This is a genomic window from Serratia sp. HNCC26DJ244 (genome assembly GCF_057180565.1).
The window spans coordinates 1-20,418 of the sequence record NZ_JBXUGO010000007.1 but is presented as its reverse complement, the minus strand read 5'-3'; the positions used below and the strand labels follow the sequence as shown (position 1 = coordinate 20,418).

The window sequence follows — 20,418 nt, the reverse complement described above, 5'->3', positions numbered from 1 at the left end:
TTTTAATCAACCACCCAAGTGATTTCAGTGACATTTTGATAAATGGGCAACATACGATACATACCTCTCATACTTCAAATTTCTTGGGTGTTGGCTGTGGTTACTCACCTCTTCCATGAGGCTCCCCCTATTGAGGCCGCTGCAAGCAGTGTTCAAATCCGCTCCTTACTATTAATTTCATTTCCTCCAAACTATGACTAAAAATCAGCAGATGGCATGAGTATTGAAGAGAGTGCCGTGGTTAACGCCATTGAAGGCGCTGAACGAAGTCACGAAGCATAGGCAAAAACGCCAAGGATGGCGTTTTTAGGCGAGACAGACAAGGACGTCTGTAGCAGCCGGCCGTGATGCGAAGTGATGTAGTGAAGGGAGTCGCGCAGCGACCGACTGATTTGGCAAAGGCGCGGGTTATCAGGGGCCACGCCTTTGGCCCCTGATTCGGTCGCAAGCGCAATAAGTTTATAAGATGGAAAACGTAGGGCGACCGAAATTTGTCACTGTAAATACAATATATTGAATTTTATAAATTATACCTATTTTCATGTAGCGTATTGACAGAAAATCGGCTCAAACAGGGCGTCACTCTGCGGTCCAGCGTAAACGCTGTTCAAAACACACTGCGTTTTATCAAACAAATCGAATCATTTTAGCTATAAATTGATCGTCGATAATATTGTTCAAACTCAATCAACAAAATCCCCTTCCTGCTGGCTAATCGACACTTTTTGGCCTGTTCCTTGCTGTATTCTCTGATCACAACTCATTGCCCTCATCAAGGAGGCTAAGATGTCTTTAGGAACATCGCATAAGCGTGTAGATGCCGAGGCAAAAGTCACTGGTCGAGCTCGCTACACCGATGATTTAACTATGCCTGGTATGCGCTATGCCAAGTATGTCCGTAGCCCCATCGCCCATGGCCTGGTCACCCGCATCGACACCGAAAAAGCCTTGCAACTCCCTGGTGTGGAAGCCATTTTCACTTATCAAGATATCCCGTCCTATCACTTCCCAACCGCTGGCCATGCCTGGTCGTTGGATGCCAATAAACATGATGTCGCCGATAAACAGCTATTAACTAACCATGTGCGCCACCATGGTGATGGGGTGGCCATCGTGGTGGCCTGTGACCCATTGACGGCTGAAAAGGCCGCTATGCTGGTGGAGGTTGAATATCAGGAACTGCCGGTGATGACCACTGCCGCAGCCGCGTTAGCCGCGGATGCCCCGCTACTGCATGGGGGGGAAAGTAACCTGCTGAAACAACATGCACTGCAAGGGGGGGATCCTGAAGCCGCCTTCGCCGCCGCTGACATTTTGGTCACCGGTAACTACTACACCCATGTCGTGCAGCACTGCCATTTGGAAGGGGTAACCTCATACGCCTATATGGACCAGATGGATCGTATCGTGATCGTCTCCAGTACCCAGATCCCCCATATTGTGCGCCGTGTGGTCGGCCAGGCACTGGGGCTGCCCTGGTCCGCTATCCGGGTGATCAAACCCTATATCGGTGGGGGTTTTGGTAATAAGCAGGATGTCCTGGAAGAGCCGATGGCGGCATTTCTCACCTGGAAACTCGGTGGCATCCCCGTTAAAGTGGAGCTGAACCGTGAGGAGTGTTTTCTGGCATCACGCACGCGCCATTCCTTTGATATCAGCGGCAAGATGGCGGTCGATCAGCACGGTGTACTGCAAGCCTATAGCCTGGACGTGCTCTCTAACACCGGTGGCTATGCCTCCCATGGGCACTCCATTGCCTCCGCCGGGGTGAATAAAATTGCCTATCTCTACCCACGTCTTGCCTTGGGCTATAAAGCCACCACCTTCTATTCCAATCTGCCCAACGCTGGTGCCATGCGCGGCTACGGCGCACCGCAAGTCACTTTTGCGCTGGAATGCATGATTGATGAGGCAGCCGCCAAACTGGGCATCGACCCCCTCGAGCTGCGAATCAAAAATGTCGCCCGCCAAGGGGACACCAACCCACTTAATCATAAAGAGATTAAGAGTGCCGGTATTCTTGAGTGCCTGTTACGGGGTAAGGAACTGTTTGAATGGGATGCCCGGCGTAGTGCCTGCCTGAATCAAACTGGCCCGATCCGCCGTGGCGTGGGAGTCGCCTGTTTGAGCTATTCATCAAATACTTATCCGGTAGGGGTGGAGATCGCCAGTGCCCGCCTATTAATGAACCAGGATGGCACCATCATTCTGCACGTTGGTGCCACAGAAATCGGCCAGGGTTCAGATACCGTTTTCGCCCAAATGGCGGCTGAAACCATTGGCGTCCCCTTCTCGACCCTGCATGTTAACTCAACGCAAGATACTGACATCACCGCCTTCGACCCCGGTGCCTTTGCTTCAAGGCAAAGTTATGTCACCGCCCCGGCCGTTCGCCAGGCGGCCACAGAACTGCGTGCCAAGATCCTGAAACATGCCGCCTATATGAGCAGCCAGCCAGAATGGGCGCTCGATATTATTGACGGCAATGTGGTGTTTAGCGAGATGCCCGAAAAGGTCTTGTTCTCAGTACAAGACGTTTCCATGAGTGCGCATTACGACCAGGAGGTCGGTGGGCAGTTAATCGCCGAGGTCTCGTGCAAGACCCGCAGTAATCCCCCGGCTTTTGGTTGTACCTTTGTTGACCTCACCGTGGATATTCCATTATGCAAAGTCACTATCAACAAGATTATCAACCTGCATGACTCCGGTCAGATCCTCAACCCGCAGTTAGCGGAAGGCCAAGTGCATGGCGGCATGGGAATGGGGATCGGTTGGACCCTGTTCGAAGAGATGATCGTGGACGAAAAAACCGGCATCGTGCGCAATAACAACCTACTGGATTACAAGTTCCCAACGATTCTCGACCTGCCGGACCTGGACTGCGAATTTATTGAAACCTATGAACCGCAATCCGCCTATGGGCACAAAGCTCTGGGTGAACCGCCGTTGATCTCCCCGGCGCCGGCCATTCGTAATGCCATCTGGATGGCAACCGGCGTGAAAATTGATGACTTGCCCCTGACACCCAAAGCACTCTATCGGCATTTCGTGCAAGCGGGTCTGCTCGAGCCACAGGAGAACAACAATGTATGACATCGCAGATTATTATCAGGCGACCAGTATCGACGATGCCGTGCGCCACTTGGCTACCAACCCGCAAGCCCGATTAATTGCTGGCGGTACCGACGTGTTGATCCAGCTCCATCATATGAATGGTAAGTATCGTCATCTGGTGGATATCCATGACCTGGCTGAGTTAAACGGCATCACCCTACTGCCTGACGGCACGTTACGCATTGGCAGCGGCACCACCTTCAGCCAGATCATCGACTCGCCGTTGGTTCAACGCCATGTTCCGGTATTGGCTGAAGCCGCCACGACCATTGCAGGGCCACAAGTGCGCAACCGAGCCACACTGGGGGGGAATATCTGCAATGGTGCCACCAGTGCAGACTCCGCCTCACCTTGCGTGGTGATGGAAGCAGAATTGGAAATCGCTACTGTTAATGGCCTACGCCGAACCCCGATGCTTGGCTTTCACACCGGCCCCGGCAAAGTGGCGCTGGTGCAAGGGGAAGTGGCGGTCGCCTTTCTATTCAAAGCTCAGCACTATCAGAATGTGGGAGCCAGCTATTACAAATACGCCATGCGTGACGCCATGGATATCGCCACCATCGGTTGTGCTGCCGCCTGCAAAATTGAAAATGGCCGTTTCAGTGAGGTCAAACTGGCGTTTGGTGTTGCCGCACCGACGCCTATCCGCGCCCCTCATGCCGAGCGTACCGCCCTGGGCCAACCGTTTAACCGGCAAACCCTGGCTGCGGTAGGTGAAGCAGTGATACGTGATGTGCAGCCCCGTTCTTCATGGCGTGCTGCCAAAGAATTCCGTATGCAAATTATTCGTACCCTGGCTGAGCGTGTTCTAGCCCAGGCCGCTCAACGTGCGGGAGGAGAACTCTTATGATGATCAATTGCACCATTAATGGTCGTGCCTATCAGTTTAATATTGACCCACGCATGTCACTGATGGAGTTACTACGCCAACAGGGGCTCAATAGTGTCAAACAGGGGTGCAGCGTCGGGGAATGCGGTGCCTGTACGGTGCTGATCGATGATATAGCCACCGATACCTGCATCTATCTGGCGCTTTGGGCCGATGGCAAGTCCATTCGCACTGCTGAAGGGGAAGTCAAAGGCAACAGCCTCTCTGCGGTACAGCAAGCCTATGTGGATACCGGCGCGGTACAATGTGGCTTCTGTACCCCCGGGTTTGTAATGACCAGTACCTCGATGGTGGAGCGTTTTCGCGGACAACCGCTCACCGAGCAGGAAATTCGTCGCGGACTGGCGGGTAATTTATGCCGTTGCACTGGCTATACCAGCATCATCAAAGCCGTACAAAAAGCGCAACAGTTGGATGAAGAAACCCCACGCTGATGGGGCAATCCCCCTCACCTGATTGTGAGGGGGCAACACAACACTTGCCGATTAAACACTCGCCAATTAAACATTCGCCGATTAAATCGCCCAGCCCCCCGCATAGAAGGCCACTAACGCTACCGCAATCAGAACCGTACCGATATTCAGTTTGCGCCATTCATTAGCGAAGATACGGCCAATCACCAGGGTGCTGAAGCCCAGCATGATGCCGGTAACAATATTACAGGTCAGCACAATAAACACCGCACAGACCAGGCCTGACATGGCCCCCACCGAGTCATCAAAGTCTAGCTTGGCGACGTTACTTAACATCAACAGCCCGACATACATCAGGGCTGGTGCGGTAGCGTAAACCGGTACCAGATAAGACAGCGGTGACAAGAACAACATCAGCAGGAAAAGCACCCCTACTACTGCGGCCGTCACCCCGGTTTTTCCCCCGGCTGCGGTTCCCGCTGCCGATTCAATATACACTGCCGCCGGAGAAGCCCCCACCAACGCAGAAAACATACTGCTCATGGAGTCGGTGGTTAATGCACGGCCCCCATTGATAATCTGCCCATCTTCATCCAATAGATTGGCCTGCCCTGCAACTGCCCGGATAGTCCCCGTCGCATCAAATACCGCCGTCATTACCAGTGCCAGTACACTGGGCAACACCAGCGGATTCAGCGCACCTTTAATATCCAGACTGAAAATAAGTGATTTACCATCCGGCCCTGACAGGCTGGGTAGTGCGAACAACCCTTGATATTTTACGTTGGGATCAAAAACCAAACCGACCAGCGAAATACCAATGATCACCAACAAAATCCCACCAGGAACACGCTGCTTTTCCAGTCCAAAAATCAATGCAAGCCCCACCAGTGACATAATGACCGGGAAGGAAACAAAGGAACCTAACGCCACAGGTAACCCTGCCATTGGGTTCTTGACCACCATGCCCACACTATTGGCGGCGATCAGCAGTAAAAACAGCCCGATGCCAATCCCGGTACCGTGGGCGATACCTATCGGTAAGTTACGTAATATCCATGAACGGATACCGGTTACCGAAATAGCAGTGAAGAAAAAGCCCATTAAAAATATCGCCCCTAGCGCCACCGGGATGCTGATCTGCTGATTAAGTACCAGACTGAAGGCAGTAAAAGCCGTTAATGAGATGGCGCAACCAATCGCCATGGGCAGGTTCGCCCACACCCCCATCACCAGCGAACCGACACCCGCAACCAGGCAGGTCGCCACAAACACCGCCGTAGGTGGAAAACCAGCCTGGCCCAACATGCCTGGTACCACAATCACTGAGTACACCATTGCCAGAAAAGTGGTCAACCCGGCTAATACTTCCTGCCGGACCGTACTCCCCCGCGCGGTAATTTTAAAATAGTTATCTATTAAACTGGTGGGTTTCTTTGTTTGCTCTGTCTCTATCTGTGACATATTTATGCCCTCTGAAGGTCCATTGAGGCTTACCCCTGTCAGTGCTCTTTATCGTATTCTTGCCTTGACCAATAAATGGGGTAAACCAATCCGGGTCAATTCCAGTCATGTGTTTAAGTGCGCTCGTATACCAGTCGGCCATCCACATAAGTGCGATATATTGAGCGATCATCCCCGAGTGTCATCATGACAAATAGCTTATCCATCAATGTTTTCGAATTGTCGTAACGCAATTGTTGCAAGGGTGTCGCCGTCGGCTCAAGGACCACAAAATCTGCCTCTTTGCCGACATTGAAATTACCAATAGTGTCTGCCAGCCCCAGGGCATCAGCCCCCCCCAATGTCGCCAGATAGAATGCTTCATAAGCGGACAAACGGTAACTCTGCAGTTGCATGATTTTGTAGGCTTCGTTCAAGGTCTGCAGCATATTGAACGTGGTTCCAGCACCAATGTCGGTCCCCATCCCCACTTTGACCTTTTTCCGCCAGGCTTGAGAGAGTTTGAACAAGCCACTCCCCAGATACAGGTTGGAGGTCGGGCAGAATGCAATAGATGAATGGGTATCATGCAAGCAATCCCACTCTGACTCCTCCAAATGGATACAGTGCGCAAACACGCTTTTTCTGCCGGTCAGACCATAGTGGTGATAGACATCAAGATAATTTTTGCGCTCTGGGAATAACTCTTTTACCCAGGCAATTTCGTCTTTATTTTCCGATAAGTGAGTATGCAGATAGGTGTCTGGATATTCCTCACGTAACCGTTGCACCATTTCAAGTTGCTCTGGTGACGAGGTGGGGGCAAAACGCGGTGTAATGGCGTACAGCAAACGGTCCTTTTTATGCCAACGCTCAATCAAGGTTTTGGTTTGGCTATAACTGCTCTCTGGGGTATCCAATAGATAATCTGGCGCATTGCGGTCCATCATCACCTTACCGGCAATGATACGCATATTGATGTGATGGGCGGCCTCAAATAGCGCTTCAACGGATTCAGGGTGAACCGTACCAAAAACCAATGCGGTGGTGGTGCCATTGCGCAGCAACTGTTTAATGAAAAACGTCGACATTTCACGCGAGTATTCAATGTCGTTATAACGCTTTTCTGCTGGGAAGGTGTGCTTATTCAGCCAATCCAGCAGTTGCTCACCATAAGCGCCGACCATTTCACACTGCGGATAATGAATATGGGTATCGATAAAGCCTGGCACGATCATTTTACCGCTATAATCACGCACCCGAACGCTGTCTGGAATTTGGTGGTGCCCTTCTTCCCAGGTGCCAAACCATGCCACACGTCCATTCTGGATCAATAATAAACCATCCTTGATAAACCGCAGATGTCCTTCTATTTCTTCTGGATATTCCACCGTGCGACTAATATCCAGAAAACTACCCCGTACAGCCTTGATTGATTGTTCACTTTCCATTTTCCAATCCCTTACTTTATATGAAACTAATTATTATTTTCCCCTTCAGGGACAGTTTCTAATGAAGATATTTCCACACTACGGTTTTTAATCTCATTCAGTGGTATCAGCAGATTGAGAATGATCGCCGTCAACCCACCAGCACAAATCGGGTTTTCCACCAGAACATAAATCGAAGCAGGTAATACGCGGAATACTTCAGGATCGTAAGAAACCCCCAGACCTAATCCCAACGAGGTGGCGACAATAATGGTTTCCCGGCGGTCTAAACCGTTAGAAATAATGATGCGGATCCCGGCGATAGCAATCATCGAAAACATCAGCGTCATTGCACCCCCAAGGACAGGTGATGGAATGGTGGTAAAAAATCGCCCTACCACCGGGAATAACCCCAACACAACCAGAATGACCGCAATAAATTTACCGACATGGCGGGAGGCAACGCCGGTCATTTGAATCACCCCATTATTTTGCGCAAATGTCGTTAGCGGCAATGAACCCAACATAGTCGCAATCACCGAGACCAAACCGTCCGCCAATACCCCACCACTCAGGCGCGAAGTATATTCCTCACCGGCGACAGGTCGATTAGAAACCATCGCCGTCGCAGTGATACTTCCTACGGCTTCTAATACACTGAGTAGATAGATCGTACTGGCAACTAAAAAAGCATGAAGATCAAAAGAAAAACCGTATTTAAACGGAACAGGTGCTGTAATAAGCGGTAGGTTTTCCATCTCTGGAAACTTCACCATACCCAAAAACAGAGCTGCCACGTAACCGACGATGATGCCAATGGCAATACCACTCATCCGCAGCAAAGCATGCCGTGAACAATTAAACCCAATCACCACCATTAAGACCAAAAGGCCGATGCCGATATTTTTATAATTACCATAAGTACCACTACTTTTAGCCGCAAAACCACCACCGAAATCGATGATGCCCATTTTAATCAGGCTAAGACCGATCATCAGTACCACCACACCGCTGACGGTGGGAGTAATCACGCGTTTAAGATAAGGCAAAATAAACGAGGAACCGGCCACCAGAAATGCGCCAACAAACGAGATGCCTAACAAGGTGGAAATCATCGCTTCTACATGCAGACCATCTGCTTTCATGGTACTGCCCAGAGAAATCATCACCGTTACAAAAGAAAAGTTGACTGACTGGATTGACAATAATCCCGAACCAATAGGACCATAGCGATTCACTTGTAGCCAGGTACCAATACCTGAGGCAATCATCGCCATAGAAACCAGATAAGCTGTCATATCCGCGGGTAATGACAGTGCCGTACCGACAATTAACGCCGGCGTCACCATGGGTACAAAAATGGCCAATAGATGAACAATGGCACTTATCATCGATTGATTAAATGGTGGTTTATCTTCCAGTGAATAAATTAGATCACTTTTTTCATTGGTTATATCAGACATCCCTTTACTCCCTTACGTAAATTTGATCATCTGATTCAATAAATATGCGTTATTTATTTCACATTCTGCACTTCGCCATATTACTCCCACGGATTACTCAAACACTGACAATTGACTCATAATTCTTTATGGCGACAATAACAGATCAGCGATTATGTTCAGCTAATATATTGAACCCTTTATAGCCTTGACCTTTGTAGCCAGGTCATTATTGGGATTTAGCTGCCATCCTCAATAATTCGGGTATTTCAGGGAATGACCATTAATCGGCCATTCCCTCATTAAGACAGCGGTATTTAATTACGCTGACAGTTTATTCAGCCCCTGTAGTACTTTTTCTGCGGTAAAATGCCATTCACGTAACCAGACACCACAGGCATCATGGATCGCCATGGCAATCGCCGGTGCAGCGCCATTGACACTAATTTCAGAAATCGATTTAGCACCATAAGGCCCAACCTGATCATCACTGGGCACCAGGAAGGCTTGGAAGTCGAGCGGGATATCACCTATTTTCGGTGCACCATAACTCTGTAAATCACGGGTTATCGGTGAACCATGGCGATCATAAACAATCTCTTCCGTCATACTGTGACCAATGGCTCGCATAGAAGCACCATAGATTTGGCCCAATGCCAGCTCTGGGTTAACCGGGGTACCACAATCCAGCAAGGCATAAAACTTATCCAAGCGGATTTCACCGGTACGCACGTTGACGGCCACTTCGACAAAGTTGGCACCATAAGGGAAAGCAAAGTCAGCAGAAATATAACTGGCTGTCGCCACCAGGGTACCAAAACCAGTGCCGGTCTCAGCCTTATGGGCAATCTGTGCAAATGTCACTTCACCGCGTTTGCCGCGCACCACCCCAGGTATCACCAATTCCACATCGGCTTCTGGTTCGCCCAACATCTGCGCCCCATGGAACAGGATCTTTTTCCTCAGGTTCTCTGCCGCACTTTTCGCCGCATTACCGGAGAAACAGGTGCCGGAAGAGGCATAGGCCCCTTTATCGAACAAAGCATGGTCCGTATCACCGGAGATCACATGCACATCGGCAAACGGACAACGCAGGACTTCAGCCGTCAGTTTCCCCACCACCGTATCCAGGCCGGTACCAATATCCGCACCACCAGAATGCACGATAAACGTACCATCTGATTCCAGTTTGATCATGCAGTTAGCCTGATCAATATCCGGAATACCTGACTTCTGCATGATAATGGCGACACCACGACCCACTTGCCAATCGCCATTTTTTGCCTTTGGCGCATGCCAATGGATCAACTCTTTCCCTTTGCGCAAAATAGGCTCAAGGGCACAACTGGCGGCGGTGGGTACCGATGTCGGCATTTTGCCTTCACCAATCGCCCCGAGGATCTTCAACTCTTGCCCTTCCACCACGCGGTTAAGCTCAATAATCTCCAGTGGATCACGCCCCAGTTTCTCTGCCAATTCAGCCAGAATCATCGTCAAGGCAAAGGTCCCTTTAGGTGCACCATAGCCTTGATAAGCCCCTGTCGGGCAGATGTTGCTGTAGTAGGTGGTCACCTGGAAATTGACATTCTCACAAGGATAGAGCGGCAATGATAATGCCGGGCCATTACTGGGCACCGTCAAAGCATGGTTGCCATAAGGGCCGGTATTCGCCAGGAAGTTCATGTCAATCGCCGTTAAGCGACCCTCTTTGGTGGCACCGACTTTAATCTTGACCTTAGCCACATGGCGCGAGGTATTGCTGATAAATTCTTCTTCACGGGTATATTGGAAATAGACCGCACGCCCGGTGACACAGGTCGCCCAGGCACACACCTCTTCCAACAGGATATCCTGTTTTGAACCGAAACCACCGCCGACACGCTCCTTGATAACATGCACTTTATGCTGCTTGAGACCAACGATACGCGCGACCTGACGGCGCAAGTGCCATGGCACCTGAGTAGATGCATGGATAACCAATCGATCGCCATCCATATAGGTGTAACAGACGTGTTTTTCCGTTGGGCACTGCTGTACCTGCCGGGATTCATAGGTGCGTTCCAGCACCACATCCGCTTGGGCAAACCCTTGCGTCACATTACCAATCTGCCCATGTACTGCTGCCGCGATATTACTATGCGGTTTGGCACCGATAGGGAAGTTGATAATCAGATGTTCATCACCCCGTTGCGCACTATGCTGATTTTGTTCAGCCAAATCTGCGGGAGCACCGTTGACATAAACAATGGGTTCGTCGTGAACCAGCGGCGCACCGGGTGCCATCGCCTCGTCAATGGACATCACTGCAGGCAAGACTTGGTATTCAACCTTGATTAAATCAAGAGCAGCTAAAGCAATCTCTTCACTTTCTGCGACCACGGCAGCAACACGGTCACCCACGTGGCGCAGTTTCCTGCCGAACATCCGCCGGTCAAGGGGTGAAGGTTCCGGGGCACTCTGACCGCCTGGGGTGTAATAGATATCTGGGCAGTTAAGATGGGTGATGACATGCACTACCCCAGGTAATGCTTCCGCAGCACTGACATCCAGATCAGTGATCAGTGCATGGGGGTGCGGGCTACGTAATGTTTTGATAATACAGGCATCATGGGCAACGCGGTCTTCAACATAACAGGGTTTGGCTTGCACCATTTTTGCCGCATCAACTTTCGGACAAAGTTTGCCAACCACATTCAAATCAGTACGAAACTCTGGCGCTGAAGGGGCCTGAAAATCAGGATCATTACGGCGTGCTACCGCCAGTGCCACCACCTGATAAAATTGCTGATAACCGGCATCGCGGCTGAATAAACCCGATAATGCATCATCAATCTCATCGCGAGTCGGTGTGGTAATACGCGTTAATAGATCAGTGAGGATCAACGCGGCGGCCGGGTCGTTATAGCCAGACTGGACCACGCCGACATCCACCATCGCCTGCTGTACCAGGCTAAGCTGGTTCCAACTGCCCAAGGCTTCCGCCGTGGTGACAACCGCACCTTCCAGTTGGGCGGCAATCAGCAATGAGGCATTAACCACCACGCCATTAAACACAATGGCATCCGACCCGGCAAAACCGAAACCATCATCACTGTTACGTACTGAATGCATACCCAGTTTAAACAGTAACTGCTGTACATTATCCCCAGGTTGACACGCTATTTCCCGCTGGCGGTCATTAAGCGTAAAACAAATATTCATTATTGTTTCTCCCCTGATGACTGGCACTCAGCAAGCAGATCCGCCACCACCACACCGGCGATATAACGCTTATAGGCAACACTGCCGCAAACATCCGCTTGAGGCGTCACCATATCGGCCACCCGCTTTTCCAGCGCCTGACCTTGTAAACCTGCTTGCTCTGCATCACGTAAGCGAGTCGGTTGTGCCACCACACCACTAAGCGCAATACGCACTTTAGATTGTGTATCGCGAGAAACCGCTGCGGTCACCACCGGCAACCCAGCGGCTGAACGGGCAACTTTGCATGTTGCACATTGGCGATAAGGGTCAGGTAGCACCACCGCCAACAATAACGCCTGTTTATCACTGGCCAGATACTCTTCCAACGAACAGGTTTTACCGCTACCCAGCTCTACTTTGGCGCTCAACGCCAGCAACACTGGCAGCAGTACAGAATCTTTAGGGGCTGAAGCAATTTCGCCACCTAGGGTTGCCTGATTACGAATATGGCGGGAATAGACGAAACCCAGCGCCTCGCGTAGGGCCGGTGGCGTCAAGGTATGATCGAATAAACGTTGTAAGGTGGTGGTAGCACCAATATGCAATTCACCCTGTTGCCAATCCACTTGGTCAAGGCCCAGATGTGTCAGTGCAATGGCGATTTTTTGCCGCGCTTTGGTTGGCGTGGCATTAATTTTACTACCCCCGGCAAAGTAAATAGCGTCTGCAAGAAACTGATGCTTCAACGCCTGAGCCTGCTGCACCGATTCTGGACGATAGAATTGTTCAATCATTTTTCACCCTCATTATAGGGTTAGCCGCTCGGCTGTTCACCGAGCGGCAACCGGCTTATTTCAAGGCATCCATACGTTTCCACAACTGTGCCGCCGCCTTGCGTGCCTCAGCATAGATAGGTTCCACATCAAATGGGAACTCGCCGTTTTGGTAAACCATGCGCCCTTCCACCATCACACTGTTAACACTGCTGGCACCCATACCAAAGGCCAGATGCCCTGGGACGTTCTGTGCCACCAATGGTGTGGGTGATGAGTAATCACAAATCGTCAGGTCCGCTTTATAGCCTGCCGCCAAACGACCAAATTGCGCCCCAAAGTTACGGGCTAACAGTTGGTTACCGTTTGACAGGAAACGTGCAAAGCTGTCTGGCCACAATGACCCACCGGCATCACGATGCTTGAAGAACGCAAACTTGAGCTCCTCAAACATATCCGCCCCGATACCATCCGTACCGAGCACCAGGTTACGGTACTGTGCCAGTTGATGATTATAGCCAACATGGTTGTTCATATTGGAGCGAGCGTTATGCACCAGGAAAGCATCATGCTGGTTGATCAGCTCAATATCAGCAGCAGACAAATAGAGCCCGTGAGCCACTAAGGTTTTCGACCCAATCAGCCCGTATTCCGCCAGGCGTGCCATCAAGTCTTTGCCATATTTATCGTGGCTGTGAGAAACATCGTACCGGTCTTCAGCGGCATGAATATGTAACCCGCGACCAGTACTTTGTATTGCTCCCTTCAACATCTCCAGACCCGCATCCGAGACCGTGAACGGCGCATGGGCACCGATATGCGCCTCAACCAGATAGGGCTCTTTACCTGCCGCTTTGGCAGCATCGATCAGGTTGGCAAAGGCAACGTTTTCCTCAACCCCTGCCAGCAACTCATGATTACCGCCGTTGCGGTCGGTAGTCTCATAGCAAGTCATACCGCGCAACCCAGCTTTAATAAAGCCACTGCGCAGGGTTTTCAGTGAGCCTGCAATAAAATTAGGCGATGCGTGGTGATCGATAACCGCCGTACAACCACTTTTGATCGCTTCCAGTGAGCAGATTAACCCACTGTAATACACCGATTCCTCATCCAGCGCCCGATCAAGGCGCCACCACAGGTTTTTCAAGGTAGAAATAAAATCTGGGCACGGTGCAATGTTGGCCATGATGCCGCGTGATAATCCAGAGTAAAAATGGTTATGGGCACAGACAATCCCCGGCATGACCCATTTGCCCTGCATATTGCGCGTTTCAGCCTGCGGATATTTGGCTGCCAAGCTCACGCCCACTTCTTTGATCAACGCGCCTTCAATGGCGATATCAACACCTTCTTGAACCAGTGGTGGATCAAGTTGCACTGCGGTTGCATTGGTTAAAATCAACATAGTTAGACCTCCACCTTACCAAGCAGATAATGATGGTGATTGTGCACATGGGTGATAATACGGCACATTTCATCCAGCTCTGCGGGGGCTTGTTCAAGCTGACCGTGGCTGTTAATTTTCAGTTGGTAGACATTACCGTCCTGACGCACACTGACCTGCGAGCCTTCCACCAAGAAACCCGGGTTACTGCTGTTGGCAAAGTCCTGTGGCAAATTGAACACGGTAACCTTGTCTTTGTATGGCTTACCCTGCCATGGACAGAACTGGGCACAGTTACCGCATTCGTTACAATAAGAATCCAGATGCAGTGTTTGGAAGCGGTCGTGGAAACCAGGAATGGCAATCGACACGTTGGCACGGTTAGGGCAAACATCGACACATTTGCTACAAATATAATTACATTCCAGACAACGTTCTGCTTCCTGGGCCACAAAAGCGTCACGCTCACTCTTATCTACCATCGTGACCGAAATAACCCCTTTACGGCGATACACCTCGGCAGGATCAACATTCGACCAATATTTGTCGGCATGGTGAGATTTAATATTCTCCCGAGCCAGTACCACGTCGGTGGCCTTACGTGCGGTACCTATTGCCGCAACAATGGATGACGGGCCACTCTGAACATCACCAATCAGGAACACATCTGACCGAGTGGTTTCACCCGTGGCGATATTGACCTGTGGGTAGCCCTCGGCATCCAGCGGTATTCCCAGCTTGCGCAGCACTTCGCCATCAGCTTGTTCACCAATGGCGGTGATCAGGGTATCAACATGCAAGGTGACGGTTTTATCGGTGGCAACCGGGCGGCAACGCCCCTTCTCATCGGGCTTGCCGAGGATCATCACTCTGGCCGTCAACTTCCCATCGGCATCAAAACGTTCTGGGTTGGTGAGGAACATAAATTGCACACCATCTTCTACCGCTTCCAGATACTCTTCACGATAGGCTGGCATTTCATTCAACGTACGACGATAAAGCACCGTGACCTTTTCCACGCCCGGTACTTTCAGTGCAGCACGTGCACAATCCATGGCGGTGTTACCGGCCCCCACTACCGCAACATGCTTGCCGAGGTTGGACAACTGCCCTTGATTGAAACTGCGCAGGAATGGCAATGATTTATGTACATTGCGGTTATCACCCGCCAACTGTACGCCACTGTTTTTATCTGTACCGATACCGACAAAGACATACTCAAAACCTTGCTGTTGCAGCTTGTCTACCGTCAAATCAGGGTCACAGCCATAAACAAACTTCACCCCGTGTGCAGCAACAAAATCGATATCTTGCTCAATCAGCTCAGCCGGAATACGGAACTGTGGAATGATATTTTTCACCACACCACCGGCATTGGCCTCCCGCTCAAACAAGGTCACCTGATAACCGGCACGCGCCAGGAAGTAACCGGCCGACAGACCTGCCGGGCCCGCCCCTAACACCGCGACGGGACGTTTGCTGCCCACGCCAGCAGGTTTATGCCAACGGCGTTTATACTCATCCCACCCTTTTTCCAAGGCGACCTTTTTCAGATCACGAATATTTAACGCACTGTCATAGTCAAGGCGGGTACAGTTATATTGGCACTGGTGATCACAAATATGCCCGGTGATAGCAGGTAACGCATTGCGTTGGTAGATAACCCCCAAGGCATCGGCATAACGCTGTTCACCCATCAAACGAATATATTCTGGAATATCCTGTTTGATCGCACAGGCAGTAACGCAAGGCGCTACATAGCAATCGATCATCGGCAATGGACCGCCAGCATCAATGCTGTCATTAGACTTCCAGTGTTTTTGCGTGTACTCCATGCTGACCGCTTTGTCTGCCAATGCATTCAGCTTGTTCACATCAATCCGTGCCATATTCCAGCATTCGGACTCATCCAGCTCTTTCATGCACTCTACCTGGCGCAAATAACCGCCAGGCTTCAGCAGATCGGTCGCCATGGTGATGGGTCGAATACCGGTTTCAAAAATATCGCGGATATTAAACTTGCTGGCCCCGCCAGAATAGGAGATCGGCAATTCGCCGTTAAACTCACGGGAGAGCACTGCAGCCACATTGATAGAAAGCGGAAATAGCGCACGACCAGACATATACATCTCTTCGCCCGGTAGTGCCCCTTTATGGTTAATCGTTCCCAAAGTGTTGGTCAATTTGACCCCGAAGCCCAGCTGGTGCTGTTTACCGAGATCCGCCAAGCGGTGCAACATGGCCAGTGCTTGTTCCAGTTTAAGATCGTGCTCGAAAGATTCCTCTTTTAACCCGACATAATCAAAACCGCAGGTATCTAAAATGGAGCGGACTCGTGAGTAACCCAGCAATGTTGGGTTTAATTTTACAAAGGTATTGAGGTGTTTCTCTTCCAGCATATAGCGACAAATGGCTTCAATTTCATTCGGCGGGCAACCATGCATGGTAGACAGTGTGACACCATGGACCATGCGAGCGGGGATATGGCCAGGTAACTGATTTAATGCGCTACGTTGAGAGGTTAAAGCAAAGCGATTAATAAACTCATCATTAGCCACCCATTTGCTGAGGATCTTTTCATACTCGGCAAACTTCGGATGTTGGGCTGAATCCATCATATTATGAATAAAGTCCTGCATCGGAGCTTGTTTAATCCCTTCCAGGTTGTAGCCTACGCTCATATTGAAGATAAAGGATTTGCTTTCACCTGGAGAGCGAGGATCAAACATCTCTTCCAACAAATGCAAGACAAACCAGGCTTTCAAATATTCATCATAGGCTTTAAGCAAGGTAAATTCGGTAGACCACTCGGTATTAAAGCATTCATCTTCTGCATCAATACAAGGCTTTTCAATCTCTAGGCGGTCGAGGATTTGTACCGTTTTTAACTCGATAAACCGCCCACCGGTCAGCCAGGCGACGATGATGTTCTGCGCCAATTGCGTATGAGGCCCAGCGGCTGGACCTAAGGGGGTTTCACAACTTTCGCTGAAGACTTTGATCTTACGATTGTCACGTTTGCGATAGAACTGCTGCTCAGGTATGCCAAAGATAGAACGGTTCTCGTGGTACTCATCAAAAATACGAGTTAACAGCGCCTGGAACGGAACGGGACGCATTATATCTCCCATAACTTAATCTCCTTGTGACGAAATGCCTGAATAATGAGAGTTGGTTAAAACCGAATGGCAGTTTTTGACCTTGGTTAGGCATTCATGCAGCAACAATCAGGCCAAATTTTCTGATAACTTTTGTGTTAGATTAAATTCGTGAGGCAGTTCTAATTGTTATTTTTATTTGTGAGGAGCCTCACAGATGCAAATAAGAATGAAAATCAGTGATAACAGACCATTAACCTGAAAATGTCACCGGATAACCTCAATTATCAAAAAAACATTCTCGCCTATCACTTTGATACACCCTTGCAACGCTACCTGGTAATACAGGTTGGCATGATGCTGATTAACTCACTGTTGCGCATCATGCCAAATTGGCTGACGTTTAAAATAGCGCCCTATTCATTGCCCTGTTCAGATAAACTCGATACTATTTTGTGAGCGCAATCGATAAAATATAAATAATTTTCAAAATCTCGACTGCATCAACAAATAATTATTATTAAATCGCCAATTGAAAATAAAACACGGCATATTAGCTTTTATTACTGCGTATTATTTTTTATCGCTGCCAAAAGGAGACTTATGCCACCAGATCTAAAGGCGCTATTTGCCGAGGAGTATCATCGCCTCGATAACGGTGAACCTCTGTTGATAAGCCTGATTGGTGCCGGGGGGAAAACCAGTTCCTTGTATTGGCTGGCACGCGCATTCTATCAACAAGGCAAACGTGTCCTGTTGACTACCACCACCAAAATGTATCGTCCTGCTGCGGAAAACTATCATCATCTGTTATTAGGCGCGCCCCCCACCATAAGCCGAGAGCCGGCTATCACGGCCTGGTTCTGTCAATATCAGCCGCAAGATAACAAGGTTAGCGGGCCAACTACCGAATGGCTTGATGAGATCAAACAGCGTGACCTGTTTGACGTTATTTTGGTGGAAGCCGATGGCTCGAAAGGTTTACCGCTGAAAGCCCCGGCAAGGCATGAACCTTGCATTCCTGCTAGTAGTGATTGTGTGATTGCATTAACCGGAGGGCAAGTGATCGACCAACCCGCTAATCCGCAGCAGATCCAACGTTGGGAGATCTTCTCTGCCCTCACCGGGGTGGGCGCGGGTGAACGGCTGGATCTGCAAGTGTTCGGCAGGTTGATCGCTCATCCAGAAGGCATGTTCAAAGGCACTCCGCCTCAAGCGCGACGCATCTGGCTGATTAATCAGTTTTATCATTATGATAATCAACCCGCTCTCGCTTGGCAGGCGTTATTGCAAAATGCGCCAACCCTCAGTGCCATCTGGTTTGGTGCAGTGCAGGAAACCCCGGCGATCACCCACTATTTACAACGTAATTCTACTTTCTAGGTTATTGATGAGGTCAGCATGAATATCTTCGCCACCGCGGCGCAACTTGAAGAAGAAAACCGACCCTTTGCACTAGCCCAGATTATTGAAAGCCGGGGCTCTACACCGCGCCACTCGGCACAAATGCTGGTGATGGCGGATGGTCGCACGGTAGGTACTATTGGTGGCGGTATGATTGAGCGCTTGGTGATTGAGCAAGCGATTGAAGCCATTACAGAACGCAAAGCCAGAGTTTTCCATGGTCGCATGGCGCGTACCGGGCAAGATGCGGTGGGTTCTGATTGTGGGGGGGCGATGTCGGTTTATATTGATGTACATGGCTTGCGTCCACGGCTGGTGTTGATCGGTGCTGGGCACGTTAACCGCGCTATCGCCAACGCCGCCAAGCCGTTAGGATTTGATATTCATGTCGCTGATATCTATCCCGCTAGCCTAGAGCCCGCCCTGTTCCCACCGGGCTCGACATTGGTTCATGGCGAAACATTTCCTGATGCCATCAACAAAATGAATATCACCGCCGATAACTTTGTGATTATCGCCACCAACAATCAGGATTGTGAAGCCTTGAACGTGCTGATCAAGCACCCCGTACGCTATCTGGGGCTATTAGCCAGCCGCCGTAAAGTACAGACCTTCACACAGTTGCTTAAACAGCAAGGCACCAGTGAAGATGAACTCGCCCGGTTACATGCACCTATCGGTTACAACATCGGTGCGGAAACCCCGGAAGAAATTGCCATCAGTGTTCTAGCCGAACTGCTGCAAGTACGTCATCAGGCAGCGGGCGGACTGATGAAAGACGACATCAGATTAAGCCGGCAAAAGCTGGTGGTGATCCGTGGTGCTGGTGATATCGCCACCGGCGTCGCCCTGCGGCTTTATCATGCTGGTTTTCAAATCGTGATGTTGGATGTCGCCCAGCCCACAGCTATCCGCCGCAGCGTCGCCTTTGCTCAGGCGATGTTTGATGGTTCAACCTGCGTAGAAGGTGTCACCGCTCGGGTGGCAAAAGATGTCAATGAGGCCTTTGATTTCATCAACCAAGGTGAAATCGCGCTGCTGGTGGATGAAGAGGCCCACAGTCTGAAACAGCTCAACCCACGTTTTCTGGTGGATGCCATTCTGGCCAAGCAGAATCTGGGGACCCAGCGCAATATGGCCCCGATTACCATCGCCCTCGGCCCAGGATTTAATGCTGGTCATGATTGTGATGCAGTCATTGAGACTAACCGCGGACACAACCTCGGCCGGGTGATTTATCAAGGTTATGCTCACCCCAATACCGGTATCCCCGGTGATATTGGTGGTCATACTCTCCGCCGGGTAATCCGCGCCCCCGCTGACGGACTAATGCAGTGCCATGTAGCCTTAGGTGACCTGGTACAAGAGGGAGCGATTATCGCTCACTGTGGCGAAGCACCCGTCATCGCCCCGATTAGCGGTATGGTCAGGGGACTACTGCAGCAAGGCTTAGCAACCCAGGCAGGCAGTAAAATCGGTGATATCGACCCCCGAGGTATCGAAGCGGATTACACCACCGTCTCCGATAAAGCACGCGCCATCGCCGGTGCAGTACTAGAAGCCATGCTAAAACTCAACCGCCAATAACCACCACGGGCCAACACCGTTGGCCCAAGTTCCGTCATCCTTTAAATTGCTGCAGTTGTTCACCTCCTCCCTAAGGCCCACCCGTTAGGCCCAGGGCCAGTAGTGTTAAACCAGTTCCTGCCAGACAAACTCCCACAAAATTAACAGACGCCTCCGTGCGGAGGAGTGCACAGTGGTTGACGCCATGGAAGGCGCTGAACGCAGCTACGGCGCATAGGCAAACTCGCCAAGGATGGCGAGTTTAGGCGAGACAGACAA

Annotated in this window: 12 protein-coding genes; 5 read left to right on the top strand and 7 right to left on the bottom strand. The window is 50.4% G+C overall.

Features of this window, described 5'->3' with window-relative positions; genetic code table 11:
* The first annotated feature begins 786 nt into the window (after positions 1–786).
* The 3 genes from xdhA to xdhC are packed head-to-tail and all read left to right on the top strand — an operon-like array spanning position 787 to position 4,437.
* Entirely contained in the window at positions 787–3,093 is a 2,307-nt protein-coding gene (gene xdhA / locus AC2A06_RS07810) for a xanthine dehydrogenase molybdenum-binding subunit XdhA (protein WP_484379916.1), read from the top strand.
* The gene (gene xdhB, locus AC2A06_RS07805; RefSeq protein WP_484379915.1) at positions 3,086–3,964 is read left to right on the top strand and encodes a xanthine dehydrogenase FAD-binding subunit XdhB; all 879 of its coding nucleotides are present in this window, start codon (positions 3,086–3,088) and stop codon (positions 3,962–3,964) included. Before xdhA ends, xdhB begins: the two co-directional genes overlap by 8 nt.
* Positions 3,961–4,437 (top strand): xanthine dehydrogenase iron sulfur-binding subunit XdhC, encoded by a 477-nt coding sequence (gene xdhC, locus AC2A06_RS07800; RefSeq protein WP_473197614.1) that lies wholly within the window; start codon positions 3,961–3,963, stop codon positions 4,435–4,437. Before xdhB ends, xdhC begins: the two co-directional genes overlap by 4 nt.
* A gap of 81 nt (positions 4,438–4,518) precedes the next feature.
* On the opposite strand, the gene AC2A06_RS07795 is transcribed toward xdhC, so the two are convergent.
* The 7 genes from AC2A06_RS07795 to ygfK all read right to left on the bottom strand — a co-directional run bounded on the left by AC2A06_RS07795 (position 4,519) and on the right by ygfK (position 17,202).
* The gene (locus tag AC2A06_RS07795; protein ID WP_484379914.1) at positions 4,519–5,880 is read right to left on the bottom strand and encodes an NCS2 family permease; all 1,362 of its coding nucleotides are present in this window, start codon (positions 5,878–5,880) and stop codon (positions 4,519–4,521) included.
* A 113-nt stretch (positions 5,881–5,993) separates the two neighbouring features.
* Complete coding sequence (gene guaD / locus AC2A06_RS07790; protein ID WP_484379913.1) at positions 5,994–7,310, bottom strand: guanine deaminase; 1,317 nt, start codon at positions 7,308–7,310, stop codon at positions 5,994–5,996.
* A gap of 26 nt (positions 7,311–7,336) precedes the next feature.
* Positions 7,337–8,752 (bottom strand): nucleobase:cation symporter-2 family protein, encoded by a 1,416-nt coding sequence (locus AC2A06_RS07785; protein WP_484379912.1) that lies wholly within the window; start codon positions 8,750–8,752, stop codon positions 7,337–7,339.
* A 300-nt stretch (positions 8,753–9,052) separates the two neighbouring features.
* The gene (locus AC2A06_RS07780) at positions 9,053–11,932 is read right to left on the bottom strand and encodes a molybdopterin-dependent oxidoreductase Mo/Fe-S-binding subunit (protein ID WP_484379911.1); all 2,880 of its coding nucleotides are present in this window, start codon (positions 11,930–11,932) and stop codon (positions 9,053–9,055) included.
* Positions 11,932–12,708: a molybdopterin-dependent oxidoreductase FAD-binding subunit gene (gene ygfM / locus AC2A06_RS07775; RefSeq protein ID WP_484379910.1), complete on the bottom strand. Its 777-nt coding sequence runs from the start codon at positions 12,706–12,708 to the stop codon at positions 11,932–11,934. Before ygfM ends, AC2A06_RS07780 begins: the two co-directional genes overlap by 1 nt.
* A 55-nt stretch (positions 12,709–12,763) precedes the next feature.
* Complete coding sequence (gene ssnA, locus AC2A06_RS07770; protein ID WP_473197608.1) at positions 12,764–14,092, bottom strand: putative aminohydrolase SsnA; 1,329 nt, start codon at positions 14,090–14,092, stop codon at positions 12,764–12,766.
* Between the two features lie 2 nt (positions 14,093–14,094).
* Positions 14,095–17,202: a putative selenate reductase subunit YgfK gene (ygfK, locus tag AC2A06_RS07765; protein WP_484379909.1), complete on the bottom strand. Its 3,108-nt coding sequence runs from the start codon at positions 17,200–17,202 to the stop codon at positions 14,095–14,097.
* A 570-nt stretch (positions 17,203–17,772) separates the two neighbouring features.
* Between ygfK and yqeC the strand changes: the two genes are divergently transcribed.
* Together yqeC and yqeB are read left to right on the top strand one after the other, a co-directional pair.
* A complete protein-coding gene (gene yqeC / locus AC2A06_RS07760) occupies positions 17,773–18,552 on the top strand; it encodes a selenium cofactor biosynthesis protein YqeC (protein ID WP_484379908.1) in 780 nt (259 codons plus the stop codon).
* An 18-nt stretch (positions 18,553–18,570) separates the two neighbouring features.
* Positions 18,571–20,160 carry a selenium-dependent molybdenum cofactor biosynthesis protein YqeB gene (gene yqeB / locus AC2A06_RS07755; protein ID WP_484379907.1) on the top strand — a complete coding sequence of 530 codons (1,590 nt, stop codon included), beginning with the start codon at positions 18,571–18,573 and terminating at the stop codon, positions 20,158–20,160.
* The last annotated feature ends 258 nt before the right edge of the window (positions 20,161–20,418 follow it).

Bases quoted from the DNA above. Each gene is read 5' to 3' on its own strand.
- xdhA (WP_484379916.1), top strand. From the start codon at position 787: ATGTCTTTAGGAACATCGCATAAGCGTGTAGATGCCGAGGCAAAAGTC.
- xdhB (WP_484379915.1), top strand. From the start codon at position 3,086: ATGTATGACATCGCAGATTATTATCAGGCGACCAGTATCGACGATGCC.
- xdhC (WP_473197614.1), top strand. From the start codon at position 3,961: ATGATGATCAATTGCACCATTAATGGTCGTGCCTATCAGTTTAATATT.
- AC2A06_RS07795 (WP_484379914.1), bottom strand. From the start codon at position 5,880: ATGTCACAGATAGAGACAGAGCAAACAAAGAAACCCACCAGTTTAATA.
- guaD (WP_484379913.1), bottom strand. From the start codon at position 7,310: ATGGAAAGTGAACAATCAATCAAGGCTGTACGGGGTAGTTTTCTGGAT.
- AC2A06_RS07785 (WP_484379912.1), bottom strand. From the start codon at position 8,752: ATGTCTGATATAACCAATGAAAAAAGTGATCTAATTTATTCACTGGAA.
- AC2A06_RS07780 (WP_484379911.1), bottom strand. From the start codon at position 11,932: ATGAATATTTGTTTTACGCTTAATGACCGCCAGCGGGAAATAGCGTGT.
- ygfM (WP_484379910.1), bottom strand. From the start codon at position 12,708: ATGATTGAACAATTCTATCGTCCAGAATCGGTGCAGCAGGCTCAGGCG.
- ssnA (WP_473197608.1), bottom strand. From the start codon at position 14,092: ATGTTGATTTTAACCAATGCAACCGCAGTGCAACTTGATCCACCACTG.
- ygfK (WP_484379909.1), bottom strand. From the start codon at position 17,202: ATGGGAGATATAATGCGTCCCGTTCCGTTCCAGGCGCTGTTAACTCGT.
- yqeC (WP_484379908.1), top strand. From the start codon at position 17,773: ATGCCACCAGATCTAAAGGCGCTATTTGCCGAGGAGTATCATCGCCTC.
- yqeB (WP_484379907.1), top strand. From the start codon at position 18,571: ATGAATATCTTCGCCACCGCGGCGCAACTTGAAGAAGAAAACCGACCC.